Raw genomic sequence first — 24,059 nt, 5'->3', positions numbered from 1 at the left:
CCGAGGTGCTGGGCGTGCCCCGCGTCGGTGCCGATGATGATTTCTTCGCTCTGGGTGGTAACTCGCTGATCGCGACCCAGGTCGCGGCCCGGCTGGGTAAAGCGTTGGATACCCAGGTCCCGGTCCGGACCCTGTTCGAAGCACCGACCGTCGCCGGTTTGGCCGTGCGGGTCGAACAGCACGCCGGGATCGGCGGCCGGAAAGTTCTGGAAGCCGGTCCGCGTCCGGACCGGGTGCCGTTGTCGCTGGCGCAGCAGCGGATGTGGTTCCTCAACCGGTTCGATCAGCAGTCGGCGGCCTACAACCTGCCGTTGGCGATCCGGTTGTCGGGTGTGCTGGATGTGGATGCGTTGCGGGCGGCGGTCGCCGATGTGCTGGAGCGGCACGAGGCGTTGCGGACCCGCTATCCGGTGGGTCCGGGTGAGGTGCCGTATCAGGAGGTGCTGCCGGTCGGGCAGGTGCTCGAGGGTGGTTTGGAGATCGCCTCGGTTGCTGATCCGGTGGCCCGGATCGGTGAGTTGCTGTCGGCCGGTTTCGATGTCACCGAGACCGCGCCGGTGCGGGTGCTGTTGCTGGCCACGGGTGTGAACGAGCATGTGCTGGCGATGGTGGTGCACCATATCGCGGCCGACGGCTCCTCGGTGGGGCCGCTGGCGCGGGACGTGATGACCGCTTACGCGGCACGGGCCGCGGGTGAGGTGCCGGGGTGGGCGCCGTTGCCGGTGCAGTACGCCGACTACAGCATCTGGCAGCGCGAACTGCTCGGCGACGAGGACGATCCGGAATCGCTGGCGGCGAAGCAGATCGGCTATTGGCGGTCGGCGCTGGCGGGTGTGCCGGATCAGCTGGAGTTGCCGACGGACCGGCCGCGCCCGGCGGTGCAGTCCTTCGCCGGGGGCCGGGTCGAGGTCGCGATCGACGCCGACACCCATGCCGGGCTGCTGCGGGTGGCCCAGGCACAGAACGCCACTCTGTTCATGGTGGTGCATTCGGCGTTGGCGGTGTTGTTGTCGCGGTTGTCCGGTAGCGATGACATCACCATCGGTACCCCGGTGGCCGGGCGTGGGGAGGCCGCGCTCGACGATCTGATCGGTATGTTCGTCAACACGCTGGTCTTCCGCACCCAGCTGGATCGGGGTGAGGCGTTCACCGGCCTGCTGGCGCGGCAGCGTGAGGTGGATATCGCGGCGTTCGCGCACGCGGATGTGCCGTTCGAGCGGCTGGTCGAGGTACTGAACCCGGCCCGGTCGCAGGCACGGCACCCGCTGTTCCAGGTGGGGATGGCCTTCCAGAACCTGGCGCAGTCGAGTCTGGAGCTGCCCGGGCTGGCGGTCTCGGGTGTCGATATCGATACCGAGCTCTCGCAGTTCGATCTGAACCTGATCCTCGGCGACAACTACGACTCGGCCGGAACGCCGGAAGGAGTCGTCGGTTACCTGACCTATGCCACCGACCTGTTCGACCACTCGACCGTGCAAGGGTTCGTGGACCGGTTCCTGCGCGTGCTGGCCGAGGTGGTGGCGAACCCGTCGGTTCCGGTGGGTGATGTGGAGGTGCTGGCCCCGGCCGAACGCACCCGGGTCTTGGCGGAGTGGAATGCCACCGAGCATCCGCTGCCGGCGGGGCTGCTGCTCGACGGGTTCGAGGCGATGGCCGCGGCATACCCGGACCGAGTCGCGGTCAGCTTCGAGGGGACACGTCTGTCCTACGGGCAGTTCGCTGACCGGGTGCACCGGGTGGCGCGGTATCTCATCGCCCAGGGGGTGGGACCGGAGTCGCTGGTCGGGTTGATGATGTCGCGGTCGGTGGAGCTGGTGGTGGGCATGTACGGTGTCCTGGCCGCCGGTGGCGCCTATGTGCCGTTGGATCCGGCGCACCCGGCCGAACGGATCGGCTACATCCTCGAGACCGCGAACCCGGTATGCGTGCTGACCACCACCAGCGATGCCGACGCCGTACCCGCCGGCACCCCGGTGCCGGTGGTGAGCATCGACGACCTCGATACCGGTGGGTACGCCGGCGCTCCGGTTACCGATGCGGAGCGGGTGGCGCCGTTGCGGCCGGACAATACCGCGTATGTGCTGTTCACGTCCGGGTCGACGGGGCGGCCCAAGGGGGTGGCGGTCACCCACACCGCGATCGTCAACCAGATGGCGTGGATGCTGGCCCAGTACCCGCTGGGTAGCGAGGATGTGTACCTGCAGAAGACCGCGACCACCTTCGATGTGTCGCTGTGGGGGTATTTCCTGCCGTTGGCCGCCGGGGCGCGGCTGGTGGTGGCCACCCCCGACGGGCATCGTGATCCGGCTTATCTGGCGGAGGTGATCGCCGAGCAGCGGGTCACGGTGACCGATTTCGTGCCGTCGATGCTGAGCGTGTTCGCCGCCCACACCCCGGCGGGGTCGATCCCGTCGTTGCGTGAGGTGTTCGTGATCGGTGAAGCGCTGCCGCCGGAGACGGTGGCCGCGGTCCGGGCGGTGACGTCGGCGGCGGTGCACAACTTGTACGGTCCGACCGAGGCGGCGGTGTCGATCACCTACTGGCCGGCGACCGGTACCGAGGCCGGTAGCGTGCCGATCGGGGTGCCGCAGTGGAACTCGCGGGTGTATGTGCTCGACGCCCGGCTGCGCCCGGTACCGGTGGGGGTGACCGGTGAGTTGTATCTGGCCGGTGACCAGCTCGCGCGGGGGTATGTCACCCGCCCGGACCTGTCGGCGGACCGGTTCGTGGCCAACCCCTACACCCCCGGACAGCGCATGTACCGCACCGGGGACCTGGTGCGCTGGCGGACCCTCGACACCGACACCGACACCGGTACCGGCACCGAGGGCGGTGCCGGCACCGAGGGTGGTGCGCGGGCGGTGCTGGAGTATCTGGGGCGCACCGATTTCCAGGTGAAGTTCCGGGGTCAGCGCATCGAACTCGGCGAGATCGAGTCCGCGTTGCTGGCCCGGCCGCAGGTCAGCCAGGCCGTGGTCACGGTCGCCGCGTCGCAGCTGGGTGAACAACTGGTCGGCTATGTCGTGCCGGCCCCGGGTGCGCGGATCGTGGCGGCCGAGTTGCTCGACGCGGTGCGACAGGTGCTGCCGGCCTACATGGTGCCCGCGGCGGTGATGGTGTTGGAGGCGTTGCCGCTCAACACGTCCGGCAAGCTGGACCGCAAAGCACTGCCGGAGCCGGAGTTCCAGGCGCGGGAGTTCCGGGCGGCCTCGACCCCGATCGAGGAGATCGTGGCCGGGATCTTCGCCGAAATCCTCGCTCTCCCACGCGTCGGCGCCGACGACGACTTCTTCGCCCTGGGCGGTAACTCGCTGATCGCGACCCAGGTCGCGGCCCGGCTGGGTGCCGCGCTGGATACCCAGGTCCCGGTCCGGACCCTGTTCGAAACCTCCACCGTCGCAGCCCTGGCCGCCCGGATCCAGGAACAGGCCGGGTCCGGTGGGCGGGCGGCGCTGGTGCCGCAGCCACGGCCGACGCGGGTGCTGGCCTCCGGTGAGGTCGTGGAAGCGGTGCCGTTGTCGCTGGCGCAGCAGCGGATGTGGTTCCTCAACCGGTTCGATCAGCAGTCGGCGGCCTACAACCTGCCGTTGGCGATCCGGTTGTCGGGTGTGCTGGATGTGGATGCGTTGCGGGCGGCGGTCGCCGATGTGCTGGAGCGGCACGAGGCGTTGCGGACCCGCTATCCGGTGGGTCCGGGTGAGGTGCCGTATCAGGAGGTGCTGCCGGTCGGGCAGGTGCTCGAGGGTGGTTTGGAGATCGCCTCGGTTGCTGATCCGGTGGCCCGGATCGGTGAGTTGCTGTCGGCCGGTTTCGATGTCACCGAGACCGCGCCGGTGCGGGTGCTGTTGCTGGCCACGGGTGTGAACGAGCATGTGCTGGCGATGGTGGTGCACCATATCGCGGCCGACGGCTCCTCGGTGGGGCCGCTGGCGCGGGACGTGATGACCGCTTACGCGGCACGGGCCGCGGGTGAGGTGCCGGGGTGGGCGCCGTTGCCGGTGCAGTACGCCGACTACAGCATCTGGCAGCGCGAACTGCTCGGCGACGAGGACGATCCGGAATCGCTGGCGGCGAAGCAGATCGGCTATTGGCGGTCGGCGCTGGCGGGTGTGCCGGATCAGCTGGAGTTGCCGACGGACCGGCCGCGCCCGGCGGTGCAGTCCTTCGCCGGCGGCCGGGTCGAGGTCGCGATCGACGCCGACACCCATGCCGGGCTGCTGCGGGTGGCCCAGGCACAGAACGCCACTCTGTTCATGGTGGTGCATTCGGCGTTGGCGGTGTTGCTGTCGCGGCTGTCCGGTAGCGACGACATCACCATCGGTACCCCGGTGGCCGGGCGTGGGGAGGCCGCGCTCGACGACCTGATCGGTATGTTCGTCAACACGCTGGTCTTCCGCACCCAGCTGGATCGGGGTGAGGCGTTCACCGGCCTGCTGGCGCGGCAGCGTGAGGTGGATATCGCGGCGTTCGCGCACGCGGATGTGCCGTTCGAGCGGCTGGTCGAGGTACTGAACCCGGCCCGGTCGCAGGCACGGCACCCGCTGTTCCAGGTGGGGATGGCCTTCCAGAACCTGGCGCAGTCGAGTCTGGAGCTGCCCGGGCTGGCGGTCTCGGGTGTCGATATCGATACCGAGCTCTCGCAGTTCGATCTGAACCTGATCCTCGGCGACAACTACGACTCGGCCGGAACGCCGGAAGGAGTCGTCGGTTACCTGACCTATGCCACCGACCTGTTCGACCACTCGACCGTGCAAGGGTTCGTGGACCGGTTCCTGCGCGTGCTGGCCGAGGTGGTGGCGAACCCGTCGGTTCCGGTGGGTGATGTGGAGGTGCTGGCCCCGGCCGAACGCACCCGGGTCTTGGCGGAGTGGAATGCCACCGAGCATCCGCTGCCGGCGGGGCTGCTGCTCGACGGGTTCGAGGCGATGGCCGCGGCATACCCGGACCGAGTCGCGGTCAGCTTCGAGGGGACACGTCTGTCCTACGGGCAGTTCGCTGACCGGGTGCACCGGGTGGCGCGGTATCTCATCGCCCAGGGGGTGGGACCGGAGTCGCTGGTCGGGTTGATGATGTCGCGGTCGGTGGAGCTGGTGGTGGGCATGTACGGTGTCCTGGCCGCCGGTGGCGCCTATGTGCCGTTGGATCCGGCGCACCCGGCCGAACGGATCGGCTACATCCTCGAGACCGCGAACCCGGTATGCGTGCTGACCACCACCAGCGATGCCGACGCCGTACCCGCCGGCACCCCGGTGCCGGTGGTGAGCATCGACGACCTCGATACCGGTGGGTACGCCGGCGCTCCGGTTACCGATGCGGAGCGGGTGGCGCCGTTGCGGCCGGACAATACCGCGTATGTGCTGTTCACGTCCGGGTCGACGGGGCGGCCCAAGGGGGTGGCGGTCACCCACACCGCGATCGTCAACCAGATGGCGTGGATGCTGGCCCAGTACCCGCTGGGTAGCGAGGATGTGTACCTGCAGAAGACCGCGACCACCTTCGATGTGTCGCTGTGGGGGTATTTCCTGCCGTTGGCCGCCGGGGCGCGGCTGGTGGTGGCCACCCCCGACGGGCATCGTGATCCGGCTTATCTGGCGGAGGTGATCGCCGAGCAGCGGGTCACGGTGACCGATTTCGTGCCGTCGATGCTGAGCGTGTTCGCCGCCCACACCCCGGCGGGGTCGATCCCGTCGTTGCGTGAGGTGTTCGTGATCGGTGAAGCGCTGCCGCCGGAGACGGTGGCCGCGGTCCGGGCGGTGACGTCGGCGGCGGTGCACAACTTGTACGGTCCGACCGAGGCGGCGGTGTCGATCACCTACTGGCCGGCGACCGGTACCGAGGCCGGTAGCGTGCCGATCGGGGTGCCGCAGTGGAACTCGCGGGTGTATGTGCTCGACGCCCGGCTGCGCCCGGTACCGGTGGGGGTGACCGGTGAGTTGTATCTGGCCGGTGACCAGCTCGCGCGGGGGTATGTCACCCGCCCGGACCTGTCGGCGGACCGGTTCGTGGCCAACCCCTACACCCCCGGACAGCGCATGTACCGCACCGGGGACCTGGTGCGCTGGCGGACCCTCGACACCGACACCGACACCGGTACCGGCACCGAGGGCGGTGCCGGCACCGAGGGTGGTGCGCGGGCGGTGCTGGAGTATCTGGGGCGCACCGATTTCCAGGTGAAGTTCCGGGGTCAGCGCATCGAACTCGGCGAGATCGAGTCCGCGTTGCTGGCCCGGCCGCAGGTCAGCCAGGCCGTGGTCACGGTCGCCGCGTCGCAGCTGGGAGAACAACTGGTCGGCTACGTCGTGCCGGCCCCGGGGCAGCAGATCGTGGCGGCCGAGTTGCTCGACGCGGTGCGACAGGTGCTGCCGGCCTACATGGTGCCCGCGGCGGTGATGGTGTTGGAGGCGTTGCCGCTCAACACGTCCGGCAAGCTGGACCGCAAAGCACTGCCGGAGCCGGAGTTCCAGGCGCGGGAGTTCCGGGCGGCCTCGACCCCGATCGAGGAGATCGTGGCCGGGGTGTTCGCCGAGGTGCTGGGCGTGAACCGTATCGGCGCCGACGACGACTTCTTCGCCCTGGGCGGTAACTCGCTGATCGCGACCCAGGTCGCGGCCCGGCTGGGTGCCGCGCTGGATACCCAGGTCCCGGTCCGGACCCTGTTCGAAACCTCCACCGTCGCAGCCCTGGCCGCCCGGATCCAGGAACAGGCCGGCTCCGGTGGGCGGGCGGCGCTGGTGCCGCAGCCACGGCCGACGCGGGTGCTGGCCTCCGGTGAGATCGTGCAGTCGGTGCCGTTGTCGCTGGCGCAGCAACGCATGTGGTTCCTCAACCGCTTCGACCAGCACACGGCCGCCTACAACATCCCGGTGGCGCTCCGGTTGACCGGTGAACTGGATGTGGCGGCGCTGCGGGCGGCCATAGGTGATGTGGTGGCCCGCCATGAAGTGCTGCGGACCGTGTACCCGGAGGTGGACGGTATCGGCCACCAGCAGGTGCTCCCTGCCGGTGAGGTGAGTTTCGACCTCATCGCCGAATCGGTCACCGAGGCCCAGCTGCCCGAGCGGATCCTGCAACTGGCCGGCGTGTTCTTCGACGTCACGACCGAGCTGCCGTTCCGGGTGACGCTGCTGCGGTTGGACGAGCGCAGCCATATCGTCGTCCTCGTCGCGCATCACATCAGTGCCGACGGCTTCTCGCCGCGGCCGCTGCTGCGCGACCTCGTGGTCGCCTACACCGATCGCAGTCGTGGCGTGGTCCCCGCTTGGGAACCGCTGGCGGTGCAGTACGCCGATTACACGCTCTGGCAGCGCGCGGTGCTGGGCTCGGAGGACGATCCGGAATCGGTTGCCGCCGAACAGGTCGCCTACTGGAGCGAACGGCTGCGGGATCTGCCCGATCGGCTGGAGCTGCCCACCGACCGGTTGCGTCCGGAGATCGCCTCCAACGCCGGTGCCGGGCACGAGTTCACCGTCGATGCTGCCCTGCGCGCCGACCTCGAGGTGCTGGCCCGTTCGCACGGCACCACACTGTTCATGGTGGTGCACGCGGCCCTCGCCGCCTGGGCGAGCCGATTGTCCAGCAGCACCGATATCGCCATCGGTACCCCGATCGCCGGCCGCGGCGAACAGGCGCTGGACGATCTGGTGGGTATGTTCGTCAACACCCTGGTCCTGCGTACCGAGGTGACCCCGGATACGCCGTTCACCGAACTGCTGGCCCAGGTGCGCCGCACCGACCTGGCGGCCTTCGCGAATGCCGATGTGCCGTTCGAGCGGCTGGTCGATATCCTCAACCCCCGGCGTTCGCAGGCGCACCACCCGTTGTTCCAGGTGGTACTGGCTTTCGAGGCCGCATCGGCTGCCGAGGCGTCGGCTGTATCGCTGCCGGGGCTCGACCTCGAAGTGCTCGAATTCGATTCCGGATACTCGAAGTTCGATATTCAGCTGACCGTCGGCACCGAGGGAGCCGTGGACGGCGGCTTGCGTATGCAGTGGGCGTACGCCACCGATCTGTTCGACCCGGCGACCGTGTCCGATTTCGCCGAGCGTCTGGTGCGGATCCTGCGTGCCGTGACCCGGGAGCCGGATATCGCCGTGGGTGATATCGACCTGCTCGGTGCGTCCGAACGTTCGAATGTGGCGCGGCACTGGGTGAGTTCCCGCGCCGATGCCGCACCCGGTGTGTTCAGCGTCGACGGTGTCCCGATGGACCACCCGGAGACGGTCACTCTGGCCGGGCTCTTCGAGGCGGCCGCGGGCGAGCATCCGCATCGGATCGCCGCGAAGTTCGGTACCGACCAGCTCACCTATGCCGAGCTGGATCGCCGGGCGAATATGCTGGCGCGCCGGTTGATCTCCGAGGGCGCCGGGCCGGAGACACGGGTCGCGGTTCTGTTGCCGCGGTCGCTGAATCTGGTGGTAGCGCTGCTCGCGGTGATCAAGTCCGGCGCCGCGTATGTGCCGGTGGACCCGGATTCCCCCCTCGAGCGGCTCACCTATGTCCTCGGGGACTCGCGCCCCGCGGCGGTGGTCCTGGATTCCACTGTGCAGGTGGAACTGCCCGGCGGGATGCCGCGTGTGCTGGTGGATGTGGAAGCCGGTGATATCGCGGCCGCCGACGACGGTGCCGTCACCGATGCCGATCGCCGCGCGCCGCTGCGCCCGGACAACACCGCCTACGTCATCTACACCTCCGGTTCCACCGGCCGCCCCAAGGGTGTCGCGGTGGCGCACCGGAACGTGGTGCGCCTGTTCGCCAACACCGAGCAAGAATTCGGTTTCGGACCCGAAGACGTGTGGACCTTCTTCCATTCGTACGCCTTCGACTTCTCGGTGTGGGAGCTGTGGGGACCGCTGCTGTTCGGTGGCACCCTGCTGGTCGTCGACTACTACACCTCGCGTTCGCCGCAGCAGTTCCTGGAACTGCTGCGCACCGAGCGGGTCACCGTTTTGAACCAGACTCCCTCGGCGTTCTATCAGCTGGCCGAAGCCGATCGCGCTGCGGCGGCGGATCGCCCGCTGGCCCTGCGCTACATCGTCTTCGGTGGTGAGGCGCTGGAATTGCGCCGGCTCGCCGATTGGGTCGAGCGGCACGGGGACGGCACGGCCGGGCGCACCCTGCTGGTGGACGGCCGGGAAACCGCGTCGCCGCTGCTGGTGAACATGTACGGCATCACCGAGACCACGGTGCACGTGTCCTACCGTGCGCTCGATGCCGCCACCATCGCCGGTGCGGCGGGGAGCGTGATCGGCCGGGCGATCGCCGGGCTGAAGACATATGTGCTGGACACCCGGCTGCAACCGGTGCCGGTCGGGGTGGCAGGCGAGTTGTACATCGCGGGCGGGCAGCTCGCCCGCGGCTACCTGGATCGTCCGGATCTGACAGCGGCCCGTTTCGTGGCCAACCCGCTGGCCGAGCCCGGTACGGCCGGATCGCGGCTCTACCGTTCCGGTGACCTGGCGCGCTGGAACCGTTTCGGCGAACTGGAATACCTGGGTCGCGCCGACGACCAGGTCAAGGTGCGTGGTTTCCGGATCGAGCTCGGTGAGATCGAGGCGGCGGTGCTCGCGCAGCCGGGTATCGCGCAGGCCGCGGTCATCGTCCGCGAGGACAACCCGGGCGATCACCGGATCGTGGCGTATGTGGTGCCGGAGCCCGGGGGCGAGCCCGTTGCGGGGGAGATCCGTGAGGGCGTCGGACAGCGGGTGCCGTCCTATATGGTGCCGTCCGCGCTGGTTGTGCTGGATCGGATCCCGTTGACCATCAACGGAAAGCTGGATCGCCGGGCGCTGCCGGCGCCGGTATTCGAATCGTCCAGTTCCCGGGCGGCGTCGACCCCGGTCGAGGAGATCGTGGCCGGGGTCTTCGCCGAGCTTCTCGGTATCGAACGGGTCGGTGCCGACGACGACTTCTTCGCTCTCGGTGGTAACTCGCTGATCGCGACCCAGGTCGCGGCCCGGATCGGTACCGAACTCGATACCGAGGTACCGGTGCGGATGCTGTTCGAGGATTCGACGGTCGCCGCGCTGGCGATGCGGGTGGAACAGCAGGCCGGCGCCGGTGGACGCCCCGTTCTGGAGGCCCGTCCCCGGCCCGAGCGGCCGTGGCTGGCGCAGGCTCAGCAACGTATGTGGTTCCTCAACCGGTTCGAGCCGGAGTCCGCGTTCGACAACATTCCGGTCGTGTTGCGGTTGAGTGGGACGGTCGATATCGACTCGCTGCTCCAGGCGATGGCCGATCTGGTCGCGCGCCACGAACCCTTGCGCACCGTGTACCCGTCCCACGACGGTGTGGGCTACCAGCTGGTGCTGCCACCGGAGCGGGCGATTCCGGATGTGGAGGTCATCGAATCCCACGAGGCCACACCACCCGGTGCGGAGCTCGGGGGCGAGCTGCTCGCTTCGATTCTCGAGTTCGTGAACCGCGGATTCGATCTGACCCACGAGCTACCGGTGCGGTTGCGGGTGTATCGCCTGGCCGAGGACAACTATGTGCTGGCCGGTGTGATGCACCATATTGCGGCCGACGGTTTCTCGATGAGGCCCCTCACCCGTGATCTGATGATCGCGTATGCGGCGCGGTCCATGGGGGCTGTCCCCGAGTGGGAGCCGATGGATGTCCAGTACATCGACTACGCGATATGGCAGCGCGAGGTCCTGGGTTCCGATGACGATCCGGCCTCGCTGGTTTCCCGGCAGCTGGATTTCTGGCGAGCGGAGCTGGCGGATCTTCCCGATGTGATCCCGCTGTCCACCCGGGAACGTCCGGCGATCCTCGGCGAGCAGGCGGCGAACTACAAGTTCCGCGTCCCCGGTGATCTGGTCGAGGAATTGAACCGCGTCGCACAGGCACAGAGCGTGACGTTGTTCATGGTCGTGCACAGCGCTTACGCGGCCTTGCTCGCCCGGCTCAGCGCGACCGACGATATCGCCGTCGGTATTCCGGTCGCGGGCCGCGGTGATCGAACCCTCGACGATCTGGTCGGTATGTTCGTCAATACGCTCGTGTTGCGAACTCAGGTCGATACAGACGCCTCGTTCAGCGAGCTGCTCGCTCAGGTGCGTGATCGTGATCTGCAGGCGTTCGCGCATGCCGATGTACCTTTCGAGCGTCTGGTCGAAATCCTCAACCCGGTGCGGACCCAGTCGCACCAGCCGCTGTTCCAGGTATTGCTGGTATTCCAGAACCTCGGTGATATCCGGCTGGAACTGCCCGGTCTGACGGTCGAATCGGTGCGCGTAGATTCGCCCACCACGAAATACGACCTGACGCTCACCTTGAGCGGGCAGATCGACGATGCCGCCGGTATGGAGGCCGAACTCCTCTATGCCACGGATCTTTTCGACGAAGTATTCGTGGTGGAGTTCGCCGATCGGCTGCTGCGGATCCTGCGGACGGTCGCGCGGGATCCGGGTATCGCGGTCGGTGATATCGATCTGCTCGGTGACGCCGAACGCCTGGATGTCTCGCGGCGCTGGGTGGAATCCCGAGCCGATGCCGCTCCGGGTGTGTTCAGCGTCGGCGGTGTACCGGTCGATCTGCCGGAGACGGCCACTCTGGCCGGCCTGTTCGAGGCGGCTGCCGGGAAGCATCCACACCGGACCGCGGTGAAGTTCGGTAGCGATCGGGTCACCTACGCCGAGCTGGATCGGCGGGCGAATGTGCTGGCGCGCCGGTTGATCTCCGAGGGTGCCGGACCGGAGACACTGGTCGCGGTCCTCTTGCCACGGTCGCTGGACCTGGTGGTAGCGCTGCTCGCGGTGATCAAGTCCGGTGCCGGGTACGTGCCGGTGGACCCCGATTCCCCCGCCGATCGGATCGCCTACGTGCTCGCAGACGCGCGTCCGGCGACGGTGGTACTGGATTCTTCGGTACGAGTGGACCTGCCCGGTGATATCTCCCGGGTGGTGGTGGACGGTTACGCCGTCGAGGCCGGCGATATCGAGGACGCCGACGACGGTCCGATCACCGATGCCGACCGCTCGGCGCCGCTGCGTCCGGACAATATCGCCTACGTCATCTACACCTCCGGGTCCACGGGCCGCCCCAAGGGCGTCGCGGTGGCGCACCGGAACGTGGTGCGGTTGTTCGCCAACACCGAGCGCGAGTTCGGGTTCGGCGCCGAGGACGTGTGGACTCTGTTCCACTCCTACGCGTTCGACTTCTCGGTCTGGGAGCTGTGGGGACCGTTGCTGTTCGGCGGCACCCTGGTGGTCGTCGACTACTACACCTCGCGTTCACCGCAGCAGTTCCTGGAACTGCTGCGCACCGAGCGGGTCACCGTGCTGAATCAAACGCCCTCGGCGTTCTATCAGCTGGCCGAGGCCGACCGCAGCACAGCCGATGACCGTTCACTGGCACTGCGCTATGTGGTATTCGGTGGTGAGGCACTGGAACTGCGCCGGCTCGCCGATTGGATCGCACGGCACGGTGACGGCACCACCGGGCGCACCGCCCGGATCGGTGACCGGGAAACCGTGTCGCCGCTGCTGGTGAACATGTACGGCATCACCGAGACCACGGTGCACGTGTCCTATCGCGCACTGGACGCGGAGACCGTCGCCGAGGCCGCCGGTAGCGTGATCGGCCGGGCGCTCGCCGGGCTGAAGACCTACGTGCTGGACAGCCGGCTGCGGCCGGTACCGGTCGGTGTGCCGGGTGAGTTGTATGTGTCCGGTGGCCAGGTGTCGCGTGGCTATCTCGGTCGCCCGGATCTGACCGTCGCGCGTTTCGTGGCCGATCCGCTGGGTGAACCGGGTGCCCGCCTGTACCGTTCCGGTGACCTGGCGCGCTGGAACCGTTTCGGCGAACTGGAATACCTGGGTCGCGCCGACGACCAGGTCAAGGTGCGTGGTTTCCGGATCGAGCTCGGTGAGATCGAGGCCGCGCTCGTCGCGGAGGCGGGTGTCGCGCAGGCGACGGTGATCGTCCGTGAGGACAATCCGGGTGATCAACGGATCGTCGGTTATGTGATCCCCGAGGCCGGGACCGAACTCGATCTGGACGCGGTTTCCGCCGGTGCCGCGCAACGGTTGCCGTCGTATATGGTGCCGTCCGCTCTGGTCGCGCTGGACCGGATTCCGTTGACCATCAACGGGAAGCTCGATCGCCGGGCTCTGCCGGCCCCGGTCTTCGAGACCCGGGAGTTCCGGGCGCCCTCGACTCCGATCGAGGAGATCGTGGCCGGGGTCTACGCCGAGCTTCTCGGTATCGAACGGGTCGGTGCCGACGATGATTTCTTCGCTCTCGGTGGTAACTCGCTGATCGCGACCCAGGTCGCCGCCCGGGTCGGTGCCGCGCTCGATACCGAGGTACCGGTGCGGATGATGTTCGAGGATTCGACGGTCGCCGCGCTGGCGGCGCGGGTGGAACAGCAGGCCGGAACCGGTGCACGCCAGGAGCTGGTCGCGGGTCCGCGGCCGGAGCGCATCCCGTTGTCGTTCGCGCAGCAGCGGATGTGGTTCCTCAACCAGTACGACACCTCGTCGGTGGCCTACAACCTGCCGATGGCGATCCGGCTCTCGGGTGCGCTGGATGTGGCCGCGCTGCGGTGGGCGGTATCCGATGTGGTGCTCCGACACGAATCGCTGCGCACTCTCTACCCGCAATACGACGGTGTCCCGGTACAGGTGATCGTGCCGCCCGAGCAGGTGGACCTGGCTCTGGGGCCGGTGACCGTGGCGGCGGACGAACTGATCACCGCGGTCGTCGACTTCGTGGCCACCGGTTTCGATGTGGCCGCCGCCGTCCCGCTGCGGATCCAGCTGTTCGAGATCGCGCCCGATGACCATGTACTGGTCGTGGTGGTGCACCATATCGCCGCCGACGGTTTCTCGATGACACCGCTGGCCCGTGATGTGATGACCGCGTACGCGGCGCGTGTCTCCGGTGACGGGCCGGGCTGGAAGCCGCTGCCGGTCCAGTACGCGGACTACTCGCTGTGGCAGCGACGTGTGCTGGGCGCCGAGGACGATCCGGAATCGCCGATGGCGCGCCAGATCGCCTTCTGGCAGCAGGCGCTGGCGGGACTTCCCGACGAGCTGGCATTGCCGGCCGACCGGCCGCGTCCCGCGGTGGCGTCGCTGAAGGGTGCGACGGCACAGGGTGAGCTCGATGCCGAATTGATCCGGCAGTTGGACGAGCTGGCCCGGGCGCGCGGTGCGTCGATGTTCATGGTGGTGCACGCGGCGTTGGCGGCGTTGCTGGCCCGGTTGTCGGGTTCGGACGATATCGCGATCGGTACACCGATCGCGGGTCGTGGCGAGCAGGCGCTCGACGATCTGGTCGGCATGTTCGTCAACACGCTGGTACTGCGGACGAGTGTCGGTTCCGGTGAGACGTTCGGTGATCTGCTGGATCGGGCGCGGCAGGCCGATCTGGATGCGTTCGGTCATGCCGATGTGCCGTTCGAGCGGCTGGTGGATCTGCTGGCGCCGCAACGTTCGCAGGCGCGTAATCCGCTGTTCCAGGTGGCGCTGGCCTTCCAGAACAATCAGCGGCCGGTACTGGAGCTGGCCGGTCTCGAGGTCTCCGGCTTCGAACTCGCGGATGACGTCGCCCGGTTCGATCTGCAGTTCACGCTCGTCGAGAACGACTCCGGCGGGATGGCCCTATCGCTCAATTACGCGACCGAACTGTTCGACGAGGCCACCGCGGCCATGATGATCACCCGGTTCCAGCGGTTGTTGTCGGCGGTGGCCGCCGATCCCGACGCGGTGCTGGGTGATCTCGAGCTGCTCGATCCGAGCGAACGCCGCGAGGTTCTGTCCCGTACGGGTGGTGCGGCGGTGCCGGCGTCGACGTTGCCGGAGTTGCTGGCCGCGGCGGTGGCGGTGGACCCGTCGGCGCCGGCGGTGGTGTTCGACGGTGTCGGCTACTCCTACGCGGAGTTCGACGAACGGTCCAACCGGTTGGCGCAGGTGCTGATCGAGCGTTGCCTGGGCGCCGAGGACCTGGTGGCGGTAGCGGTACCGCGGTCGGCGGATTCGGTACTCGCCGAATGGGCGGTCACCAAATCCGGTGCGGCGTTCGTCCCGATCGACCCGACCTACCCGGCGGACCGGATCGCGCATATGCTCACCGATTCCGGTGCGCCGGTGGGTATCACGGTCTCGAGTGTGCGGGCGGATCTGCCGGATACGGTGGACTGGCTGGTGCTGGACGAGCTGGCTCTCGACGGGTACCCGGCCGAGCCGATCACCGACGCCGACCGGGTGTGGCCGTTGACCCCGGCCAACACCGCCTATGTCATCTACACCTCCGGTTCCACCGGTGTGCCCAAGGGCGTGGTGGTCACCCATGCCGGCCTGGCGAATTTCAGTGCCGAACAGGTCGAGCGGTACCGGTTGAACGCGCAGACGCGGGCGTTGGCGTTCGCGTCGCCGAGTTTCGATGCCTCGATCCTGGAGTTGCTGCTGGCGGTCGGTTCGGCGGGCACGCTGGTGGTGGTGCCGACCGGTACCTACGGTGGCGCGGAGCTGGGTGAGCTGATCGCCCGGGAAGGCGTGACGGTCGGGTTGATCACCCCGTCGGTGCTGGCGTCGCTGGACCCGGCGGATCTGGCCGGGATGAAAGTGATCATCGCCGGTGGTGAAGCCATTTCGGCGGATCTGATGGCGAAATGGTCGACCGCACCCGAGGGCGGGGTCCAGCGCCGGTTCCACAATGCCTACGGTCCGACCGAGGCCACGGTCGCCACGAACATCAGTGGGGTGTTGCGGGCCGGTGATCGGGTCACCATCGGTGGTCCGGTGCGGGGGATGCGGACGCTGGTGCTCGATGATCGGCTCAATCCGGTGCCCGAGGGGGTGGCCGGTGAGTTGTATGTCGGTGGGGTGCAGCTGGCGCGGGGCTACCACGCTCGGGCGGGTCTGACCGCGCAGCGGTTCGTGGCCGATCCCTTCGGTGGGCCGGGGGCGCGGTTGTATCGCACCGGTGATGTGGTGCGGTGGCGTCGTGACGGCGCGGGTGATCCGGTGCTGGAGTATGTGGGCCGCAACGATTTCCAGGTCAAGGTTCGGGGTTTCCGGATCGAACTCGGGGAGATCGACGCCGCGCTGACCGCGCACGAGACCGTCGATTTCGCGGTCACCATCGGGCACGAGAACACCGCGGGTGTGGTGTCGCTGGTGTCGTATGTGGTTCCGGTGTCGGGTGCCACGGTGGATACCGCGGTGTTGATCGCGTATGTCGAGCAGCGCCTGCCGGGTTATATGGTGCCGTCGGCGGTCATGGTGCTCGACACGATCCCGCTGACCCCCGCCGGCAAACTCGACCGCCGCGCGCTACCCGAACCGGTATTCGAAAATCGGTCGTTCCGCGCCCCGTCGACCCCGATCGAGGAGATCGTGGCGGGAGTGTTCGCCGACGTTCTCGGCACCGACAGGGTCGGAGCCGACGATGATTTCTTCGCCCTGGGCGGTAATTCGCTGATCGCGACCCAGGTCGTGGCGCGGTTGGGCGCGGCGCTCAATACCCAGGTGCCGGTCCGGGTGCTGTTCGAGTCCGCCACCGTCACCGCGCTGGCCACCCGGCTCGAAGAGCAGGTGGGTTCCGGCGGACGTCCGGCGCTGGTGCCGCAGCCGCGGCCGACCCGCGTGCTGCCGTCCGGGGAGATCGCGGAAGCGGTGCCGTTGTCGCTGGCGCAGCAGCGGATGTGGTTCCTGAACTGGTTCGACGGTGGTGCGGCGGCCTACAACATCCCGCTGGTGATCCGGTTGACCGGGCACCTGGACGTGCCGGCCCTGCGGCAGGCGGTCGGTGATCTGGTAGCGCGGCACGAGGTGCTGCGGACGGTGTACCCGGAGACCGAAGCCGGTCCGGCGCAGGTGGTGCTGCCGGTTTCCGGGGCGGTACCGGATCTGGATATCCGTACGGTGGCCGCGGACGCGGTCGACTCCGTGGTGGCCGAGCTGGCGGCGGTCTCGTTCGATGTCGCCCAGCAGGTGCCGGCACAGGTGACCCTGTTGCGGATCGACGATGTGGCCGGCGAACACGTGCTCGCCGCGGTGGTACACCATATCGCCGCCGATGGCGCGTCGATGGTGCCGTTGATGCGGGATCTGATGACCGCGTACTCGGCACGGGCGGCAGGCCGGACACCGGACTGGGCGCCGTTGGCGGTCCAATACGCCGATTTCGCGATCTGGCAGCGGAACCTGATGGGCGACGGCGCCGATCCGACATCGCTGGCGTACACACAGCTCGCCTACTGGCGATCGGCGCTCGCCGACCTACCCGAGCAGTTGGATCTGCCGATGGACCGGCCGCGGCCGACGACACAGTCGTATGCCGGTGGCCGAGTCGAAGTCCATATCGATGCGCGCCTGCACCAGGCGCTGGCGGACTTCGCGCGGCAGCAGGGCGCGACCCTGTTCATGGTGACGCACACCGCGTTCGCGCTGTTGCTGGCCCGGCTGGCGGGGACCGATGATGTGGCGATCGGTACGCCGGTGGCCGGTCGAGGCGAGGCCGCCCTCGACGATGTGATCGGTATGTTCGTGAACACGCTGGTGTTCCGCACCCGGGTCGAGGGCGGGGAATCGTTCACCGAGCTGCTGGCGCGCCAGCGGGAGACCGATATCGCGGCGCTCGCGCATGCCGATGTGCCGTTCGAACAGCTGGTGGAGGCGCTGAACCCGGTACGGTCGACCTCCCGGCATCCGCTGTTCCAGGTGGGCTTCGCGTTCCAGAACCTGGCGCAGACCGGTTTGGAACTGCCCGGTCTGTCGGTGGCCGGGCTGGATGCCAGTGCCGAGGTCTCCCTGTACGACCTGAACATGATCCTCAGCGACACCTACGACGCGACGGGTGCCGCGGAGGGGATGACCGGGTACCTGACCTACGCCACCGCCCTGTTCGACCACGCGACGGTGGCGGGATTCGTGGAGCGGTACCTGCGGGTACTGGCCGGGATCGTCGCTGATCCCGCAGCCCCGGTCGGCGAGCTGGAACTGCTCGACGCGGCCGAACGCGAGCTGGTACTGCACCGGTGGAACGCCACCGACCGAGTGATCGAACCGGGCCTGTTGCTGGACGGGTTCGATCGAGTGGTGGCGCAGGCCCCCGATCGGGTCGCGCTGACCTACGAGGGCACCGGTCTGTCCTACGGCGAGTTCGCGCGTCGCGTCTACCGGTTGGCGCGGTGGCTGCGCGATGCCGGTGTGGGCACGGAAACCTATGTGGCGCTGGGTATGCGCCGGTCGATCGAGCTGTTCACCGGGGCGTACGCGGTGATCGCGGCCGGTGGCGCGTATGTGCCGTTGGATCCGGAGCAGCCGGTGGACCGGCTGGAGTACATCGTCGATACGGCACGCCCGATGTATGTGCTGACCTGCGGTGAAGACCTGGATCCGGCGATCGCCGGGCAGGTGCGTATCGATCGGCTGGACCTGTCCGGTATCCCCGATACCCCGCTCACCGATGCCGACCGGCTCCGGCCGCTGCGTGCGGACAACACCGCCTACGCGATCTTCACCTCCGGCTCCACCGGCCGCCCGAAGGGTGTCCCGGTGTCGCATCGGGCCCTCCTCAACCATCTGGCGACCACCCGCGAACGGCACAGCTTCGGCGCCGGCGATGTGATGCTGCAGCGCACCCTGCCGACCTTCGACCCGTCGGTGACGGAGTTCTTCCTGCCGTTGCAGCTGGGCGCTCGCCTGGTTGTCCCGCATGCGGACGGGCACCGCGACGCGGCGTATCTCACCGGTTTGATCGCCGGTGAAGGCGTCACGATGGCTGTGTTCGTGCCGTCGTTGCTGTCGGTGTTCCTGTCCGAATCCGAGCCCACGGCCTGGGCCGGCTTGCGCAGTATCGGCGTCGGTGGTGAGGCGTTGAGCGGTGAGCTGGCGCAGCGGTTGCGGGAGCGTACCGGCGGTGCCCGCCTGTTCAACCAGTACGGGCCTACCGAGGCCACGGTCGATGTCACCGCTCATGAGGTGACCGGTGCCGAGGTCGGCGCTGTGCCGATCGGTGCTCCGGGTCTGAATACGCGGGCCTATGTTCTGGATACCCGGTTGCGGCCGGTGCCGGTGGGTGTGCGGGGTGAGCTCTACGTCGGTGGCGTGCAGTTGGCGCCCGGTTATCTGGCTCGCCCGGATCTGACCACCTCCCGGTTCGTCGCCGATCCGTTCCGGGCCGGTGAGCGGATGTACCGCACCGGTGACCTGGTGCGGTGGACCGCAGCGGGTGAGTTGGAGTATCTGGGTCGTAGTGATTTCCAGGTGAAGTTGCACGGTCAGCGCATCGAGCCCGGTGAGATCGAGGCCGCGCTGACCGAGTTCGATCCGGTCGCGCAGGCGTTGGTCATCCTGCGGCATGTGGGTAACACCGATCATCTGGTGGCGTATGTGGTGCCGGCAGCCGGTGCGACGGTCGTCGCCGATGATCTGCGGGCTCATCTGCACGAGCGGTTGCCGTCGTATATGGTTCCGTCGGCGTTCGTGGAGCTCGCGGCGTTCCCGCTGAACGCGTCGGGCAAGCTGGATCGTGCGGCGTTGCCGGAACCGGTGTTCGAGGTCCGGGAGTTCCGGGCGGCATCGACCCCGATCGAAGAGACCCTGGCGGAAACCTTCGCCGAGTTGCTCGGGGTCGAGCGGGTCGGCGCGGACGACGACTTCTTCGCGCTCGGCGGCGACAGCATCATCTCCATCCAATTGGTGTCGCGGGCCAAGTCGCGCGGTGTGGTGATCACACCGCGGCAGGTGTTCGAGAAGCGCACGGTGGCCGGCCTGGCGTCGGTGGCCGAGTTCGCGGAATCCGCCGAGGGCGCGGCCCGGATCCTGGCCGAACTGCCGGGTGGCGGCGTCGGCCGGATGCCGCTCACTCCGGTGGTGCGGACCATGGTCGAGCGTTTCGGCTCGTTCGGGCGCTTCCATCAGCTGACGACATTGAGCCTGCCGGTCGGCATCACGCGCGCGACCATCGCCGCGGTGGTGCGGCCGGTGCTCGATCGGCACGATATGTTGCGGTCGCGCTTGTTCGTCGTGGACGGTGACTGGGTCGTGGAGACAGCCGAGCCCGGCTCGGTCGATGTGGACGCTCTCATCGATCACACCCTCTTCGATGCCGCCGCCACGGATGAACAGATACTCGAAGCGGCTTCCGCCGCTGTCGATTCCGCATTGGACCGGCTGGACCCCAGCAGCGGTGTGGTGGTGCGGTTCGTCTGGTTGGAACCGGATACCGGCGACCGGACCGGGTACCTGGTGGTCGTTGCCCACCACCTGGTGGTCGACGGCGTGTCGTGGCGCATTCTGCTTCCCGAATTCGTGATGTCCGCCGGTGCGCACAGCGCCGGGCAGACACCGGAACTGACGAAGCCGACCACATCGATGCGGACCTGGGCGCATGCGCTCGAGGAGAACGCGCGCAGCGCCGAGCGGGAAACCGAACTGGAGTATTGGCGGACCGTTGCCGGTACCGCCGATCCGCTGCTGACCGACCGTGGGATGGACGCGGCCATCGATACCATCGCGGTGGTCGAAACCCACTCGGTGCAGTTGTCGCCCGAGGTCACCCAGGCGCTGCTCACCACGGTTCCGGCGTTGTTCCACGGTGGGGTGAACGACGGTCTGCTCACCGCGCTCGTGCTGGCCGCCGGCTCTTGGCGGGCCCGGCGGGTGCCCGGGGTGGCCACCGATGCTCCGCTCCTGGTCCGCCTCGAGGGCCACGGCCGTGAGGAAGAGATCGTGCCCGGGGCCGATCTGTCCCATACCGTCGGCTGGTTCACCTCCGTCTTCCCGGTGCGGTTCGCGCTGGCCGGTATCGATATCGAAGACGCGCTCGCCGGCGGCCCGTCGCTGGGGGCGGCGCTCAAGGCGGTGAAGGAACAGCTGCTCGCGGTGCCGGACAAGGGTGTCGGCTACGGTTTGCTGCGCCATATGAACCCGCGGACCGCGAGCGAACTGCCGGCGGAACTGCCGGGGCAGGTGAGCTTCAACTATCTGGGCCGGTCCGGTACGAACGAGATCTCCGCGGAGATGCGTGATTTCGGCTGGCTGCCGGTCGAACTGCCGGTGGACGCGGCGTTCGACGCGGATATGCCCGCGCTGGCGCTCCTGGATATCAACGCCATCGTCGTCGGCGATGTGTTCACCGCGCGCATCGGATACCCGCGCACCCTGCTCGGGGCCGAGGAGGTCCGCGAGTTCGGTGAGCTGTGGGTACGGTCGCTGGAAGCGGTGGCCCGGCACGCGAATTCCGCGGGAGCCGGGGGGCACACCCCGTCCGATTTCGGCATGGTCGCGCTGTCGCAGTCCGATGTCGACAGGATCGAGCAGCGGTTCCCGATGCCGGTCGCCGATATCTGGCCGCTGTCCTCGCTGCAGGCCGGGATGCTGTTCCATGCCCAGATCGCCGATACGTCGGTGGATGTGTACACCGGCCAGGTGGTGCTGACGCTGACCGGCCGGGTGGACGCCGCCCGGTTGCGTGCGGCTGCGCAGGCACTGATGGATCGGTACGAGAACCTGCGCACCGCCTTCGTCACCGATCACGAGGGCAATCCGGTTCAGGTGGTCTTCCAGGATCTGCCGGTCGACTGGACCGAGTACGACCGCAGCAGCACCGGGACCGCCGCGGACATCATCGAGGCGGACCGGTTGCGGCGCTTCGATCTCGCCGAGCCGCCGCTGCTCCGGTTCACGCTGGTCGCTACCGGCGCCGATACCTGGCAGCTCGTGGTCTCCAACCACCACATCCTGCTCGACGGCTGGTCCATGCCGCTGCTCATGCGGGATCTGCTGACGTTGTACGCGGTGCGTGCCGATACCGCTGTTCTGCCGGCAGTCCGCTCCTACCGCACCTTCCTGGAGTGGGTGGGCCGGCAGGACCACCGGACATCGCTGGACGCCTGGCGGGCGGCACTGTCGGAGGTCGAAGAACCCACACTGCTGGTCCGTCCGGAAGCGGGTGGCTCCGCGCACGAGATCACCGCGCTCTCGGGCGAATACGTGTTCGAGCTGGATACGGCGGCCACCACCGGGGTGACCACGCTGGCCGCCCGGCTCGGCGTCACGGCGAACACGGTGCTCCAGGTGGCGTGGGCGGTGCTGCTGGGACGTTTGACCGGCCGCGACGATGTGCTGTTCGGTGCCACCGTCTCCGGCCGGCCGCCGGAGCTGTCCGGGGTGGAATCGATGGTCGGGTTGTTCATCAACACGATCCCGGTGCGGGTGCGGTTCGATCAGGACGAGCCCGTGCGGGCATTGCTGGCCCGGGTCCAAGCCGAACAGGCCGACCTGCTGGATCACCACTATGTGGGTCTCACCGATATTCACGCCGCGGCCGGAATGACGGCATTGTTCGACACATTGCTGGTGTTCGAGTCGTATCCGGTGGACAGCGAGGGTATCCAGGCGCAGGCCAGCGATATCGATGGAATGGCGGTGACCGGCCTGGAGGGGGTCGACGCCACGCATTATCCGTTCACCCTGGTCGCTTCGCTGGGCGCTACGCTGCGGATCCGGGCCGGGTACCGGCCGGATATGTTCGACGAGGCCGAGGTGCGGCAGATCGCGGACCGGCTCCAGCGGGTGCTGGCCGGGATCGTCGCCGATCCCGGGGTAGCGGTCGGTGATATCGAGCTGCTGGACGCGACCGAACGCGATGTGGTGTTGCGCCGGTGGAATGCCACCGATCATGTGGTCGAGCCGGGGCTGTTGCTGGACGGGTTCGCCCGGATGGTGGCGGAGTACCCGGATCGGGTAGCGGTGGTCTTCGAGGGCGCCGAGCTGACCTATGCGGAACTGGCCGTGCGGGTGAACCGGGTGGCGCGGATGCTCATCGCCGAGGGGGTGGGCCCGGAGTCGTTGGTCGGTCTGGTGGTGCGGCGGTCGCTGGATCTGGTGATCGGCATGTACGCGGTGGTGACCGCGGGTGGGGCGTATGTGCCGCTGGATCCGGATCATCCGGCGGAGCGGATCGGGTATGTGCTCGAGACCGCGCGGCCGGTATGTGTGTTGACCACTACCTCCGACGCGGCGGCTGTTCCCGAGGGGACAGGTGTGCCCGTATGGGAACTGGACGTGCTGGACACCACCGGTTACGACGGGTCGGCGGTGACCGATGCCGATCGGTCGGCGCCGGTGCGGTCGTCGAATACGGCGTATGTGATCTTCACGTCGGGTTCGACGGGCCGGCCGAAGGGCGTGGCGGTTTCGCACGCGGCGATCGTGAACCAGGTGGCGTGGATGCTCGACCAGTACCCGCTGGGTGCCGGGGACGTGTATCTGCAGAAGACGGCCACGACGTTCGACGTATCGCTGTGGGGTTATTTCCTGCCGCTGGCGGCGGGCGCGCGTTTGGTGGTCGCCACTCCCGATGGTCATCGGGACGCGGAGTACCTGGCCCGGGTGATCGCCGAGCAGCGGGTGACCGTCACCGATTTCGTGCCGTCGATGCTGACGGTGTTCGCCGCGCACACCGAGGCGGGATCCATCCCGACATTGCGCGATGTGTTCGTGATCGGTGAGGCGCTGCCGCCGGAGACGGTGACGGCCCTGCGGGCGATCTCGGATGCCGCGATCCACAACCTCTACGGCCCGACCGAGGCGGCGGTATCGATCACGTACTGGCCGGCCACGGGCGATGAGGTCGGCAGTGTGCCGATCGGTGTGCCCGAGTGGAATTCGCGGGTGTACGTATTGGATTCGCGGTTGCGGCCGGTACCCAGCGGTATCGTGGGCGAGTTGTATCTCGCTGGCGACCAGCTCGCCCGCGGCTACATCACGCGGCCGGATCTGACCGCGGACCGGTTCGTGGCGAGCCCGTTCGATACCGGTCGGCGTATGTATCGCACCGGTGACCTGGTGCGTTGGCGCACTATCGAAACCGGTGCCGGTGAGTCCCGAGGGATACTGGAGTATCTGGGTCGTACCGACTTCCAGGTGAAGTTCCGTGGTCAGCGGATCGAACTGGGCGAGATCGAATCGGCCCTGCTGGCCCGGCCGCAGGTGAGCCAGGCCGTGGTGACGGTCGCGGCGTCGCAGCTGGGCGAGCAGCTGGTGGCCTATGTGGTACCCGCGCCGGGTGCCCAGGTCGTCCCCGCGGAATTGCTCGAGGCG

General features: G+C 68.1%; 1 protein-coding gene (running past both ends of the window). It reads left to right on the top strand.

The whole window is internal to a non-ribosomal peptide synthase/polyketide synthase gene (locus tag ACYR7D_RS02915; RefSeq protein WP_459548085.1) on the top strand: the coding sequence, 56,871 nt in all, runs 15,856 nt past the left edge and 16,956 nt past the right edge, and what appears here is coding positions 15,857–39,915 (codon 5,286, partial, through codon 13,305, complete); the first complete codon in view begins at position 3. The start codon and the stop codon both lie outside this window.

It is taken from the genome of Nocardia sp. X0981 (assembly GCF_977089955.1).
The sequence above is the reverse complement of the archived record's forward strand: the minus strand, read 5'-3'. Positions and strand labels throughout refer to the sequence as shown.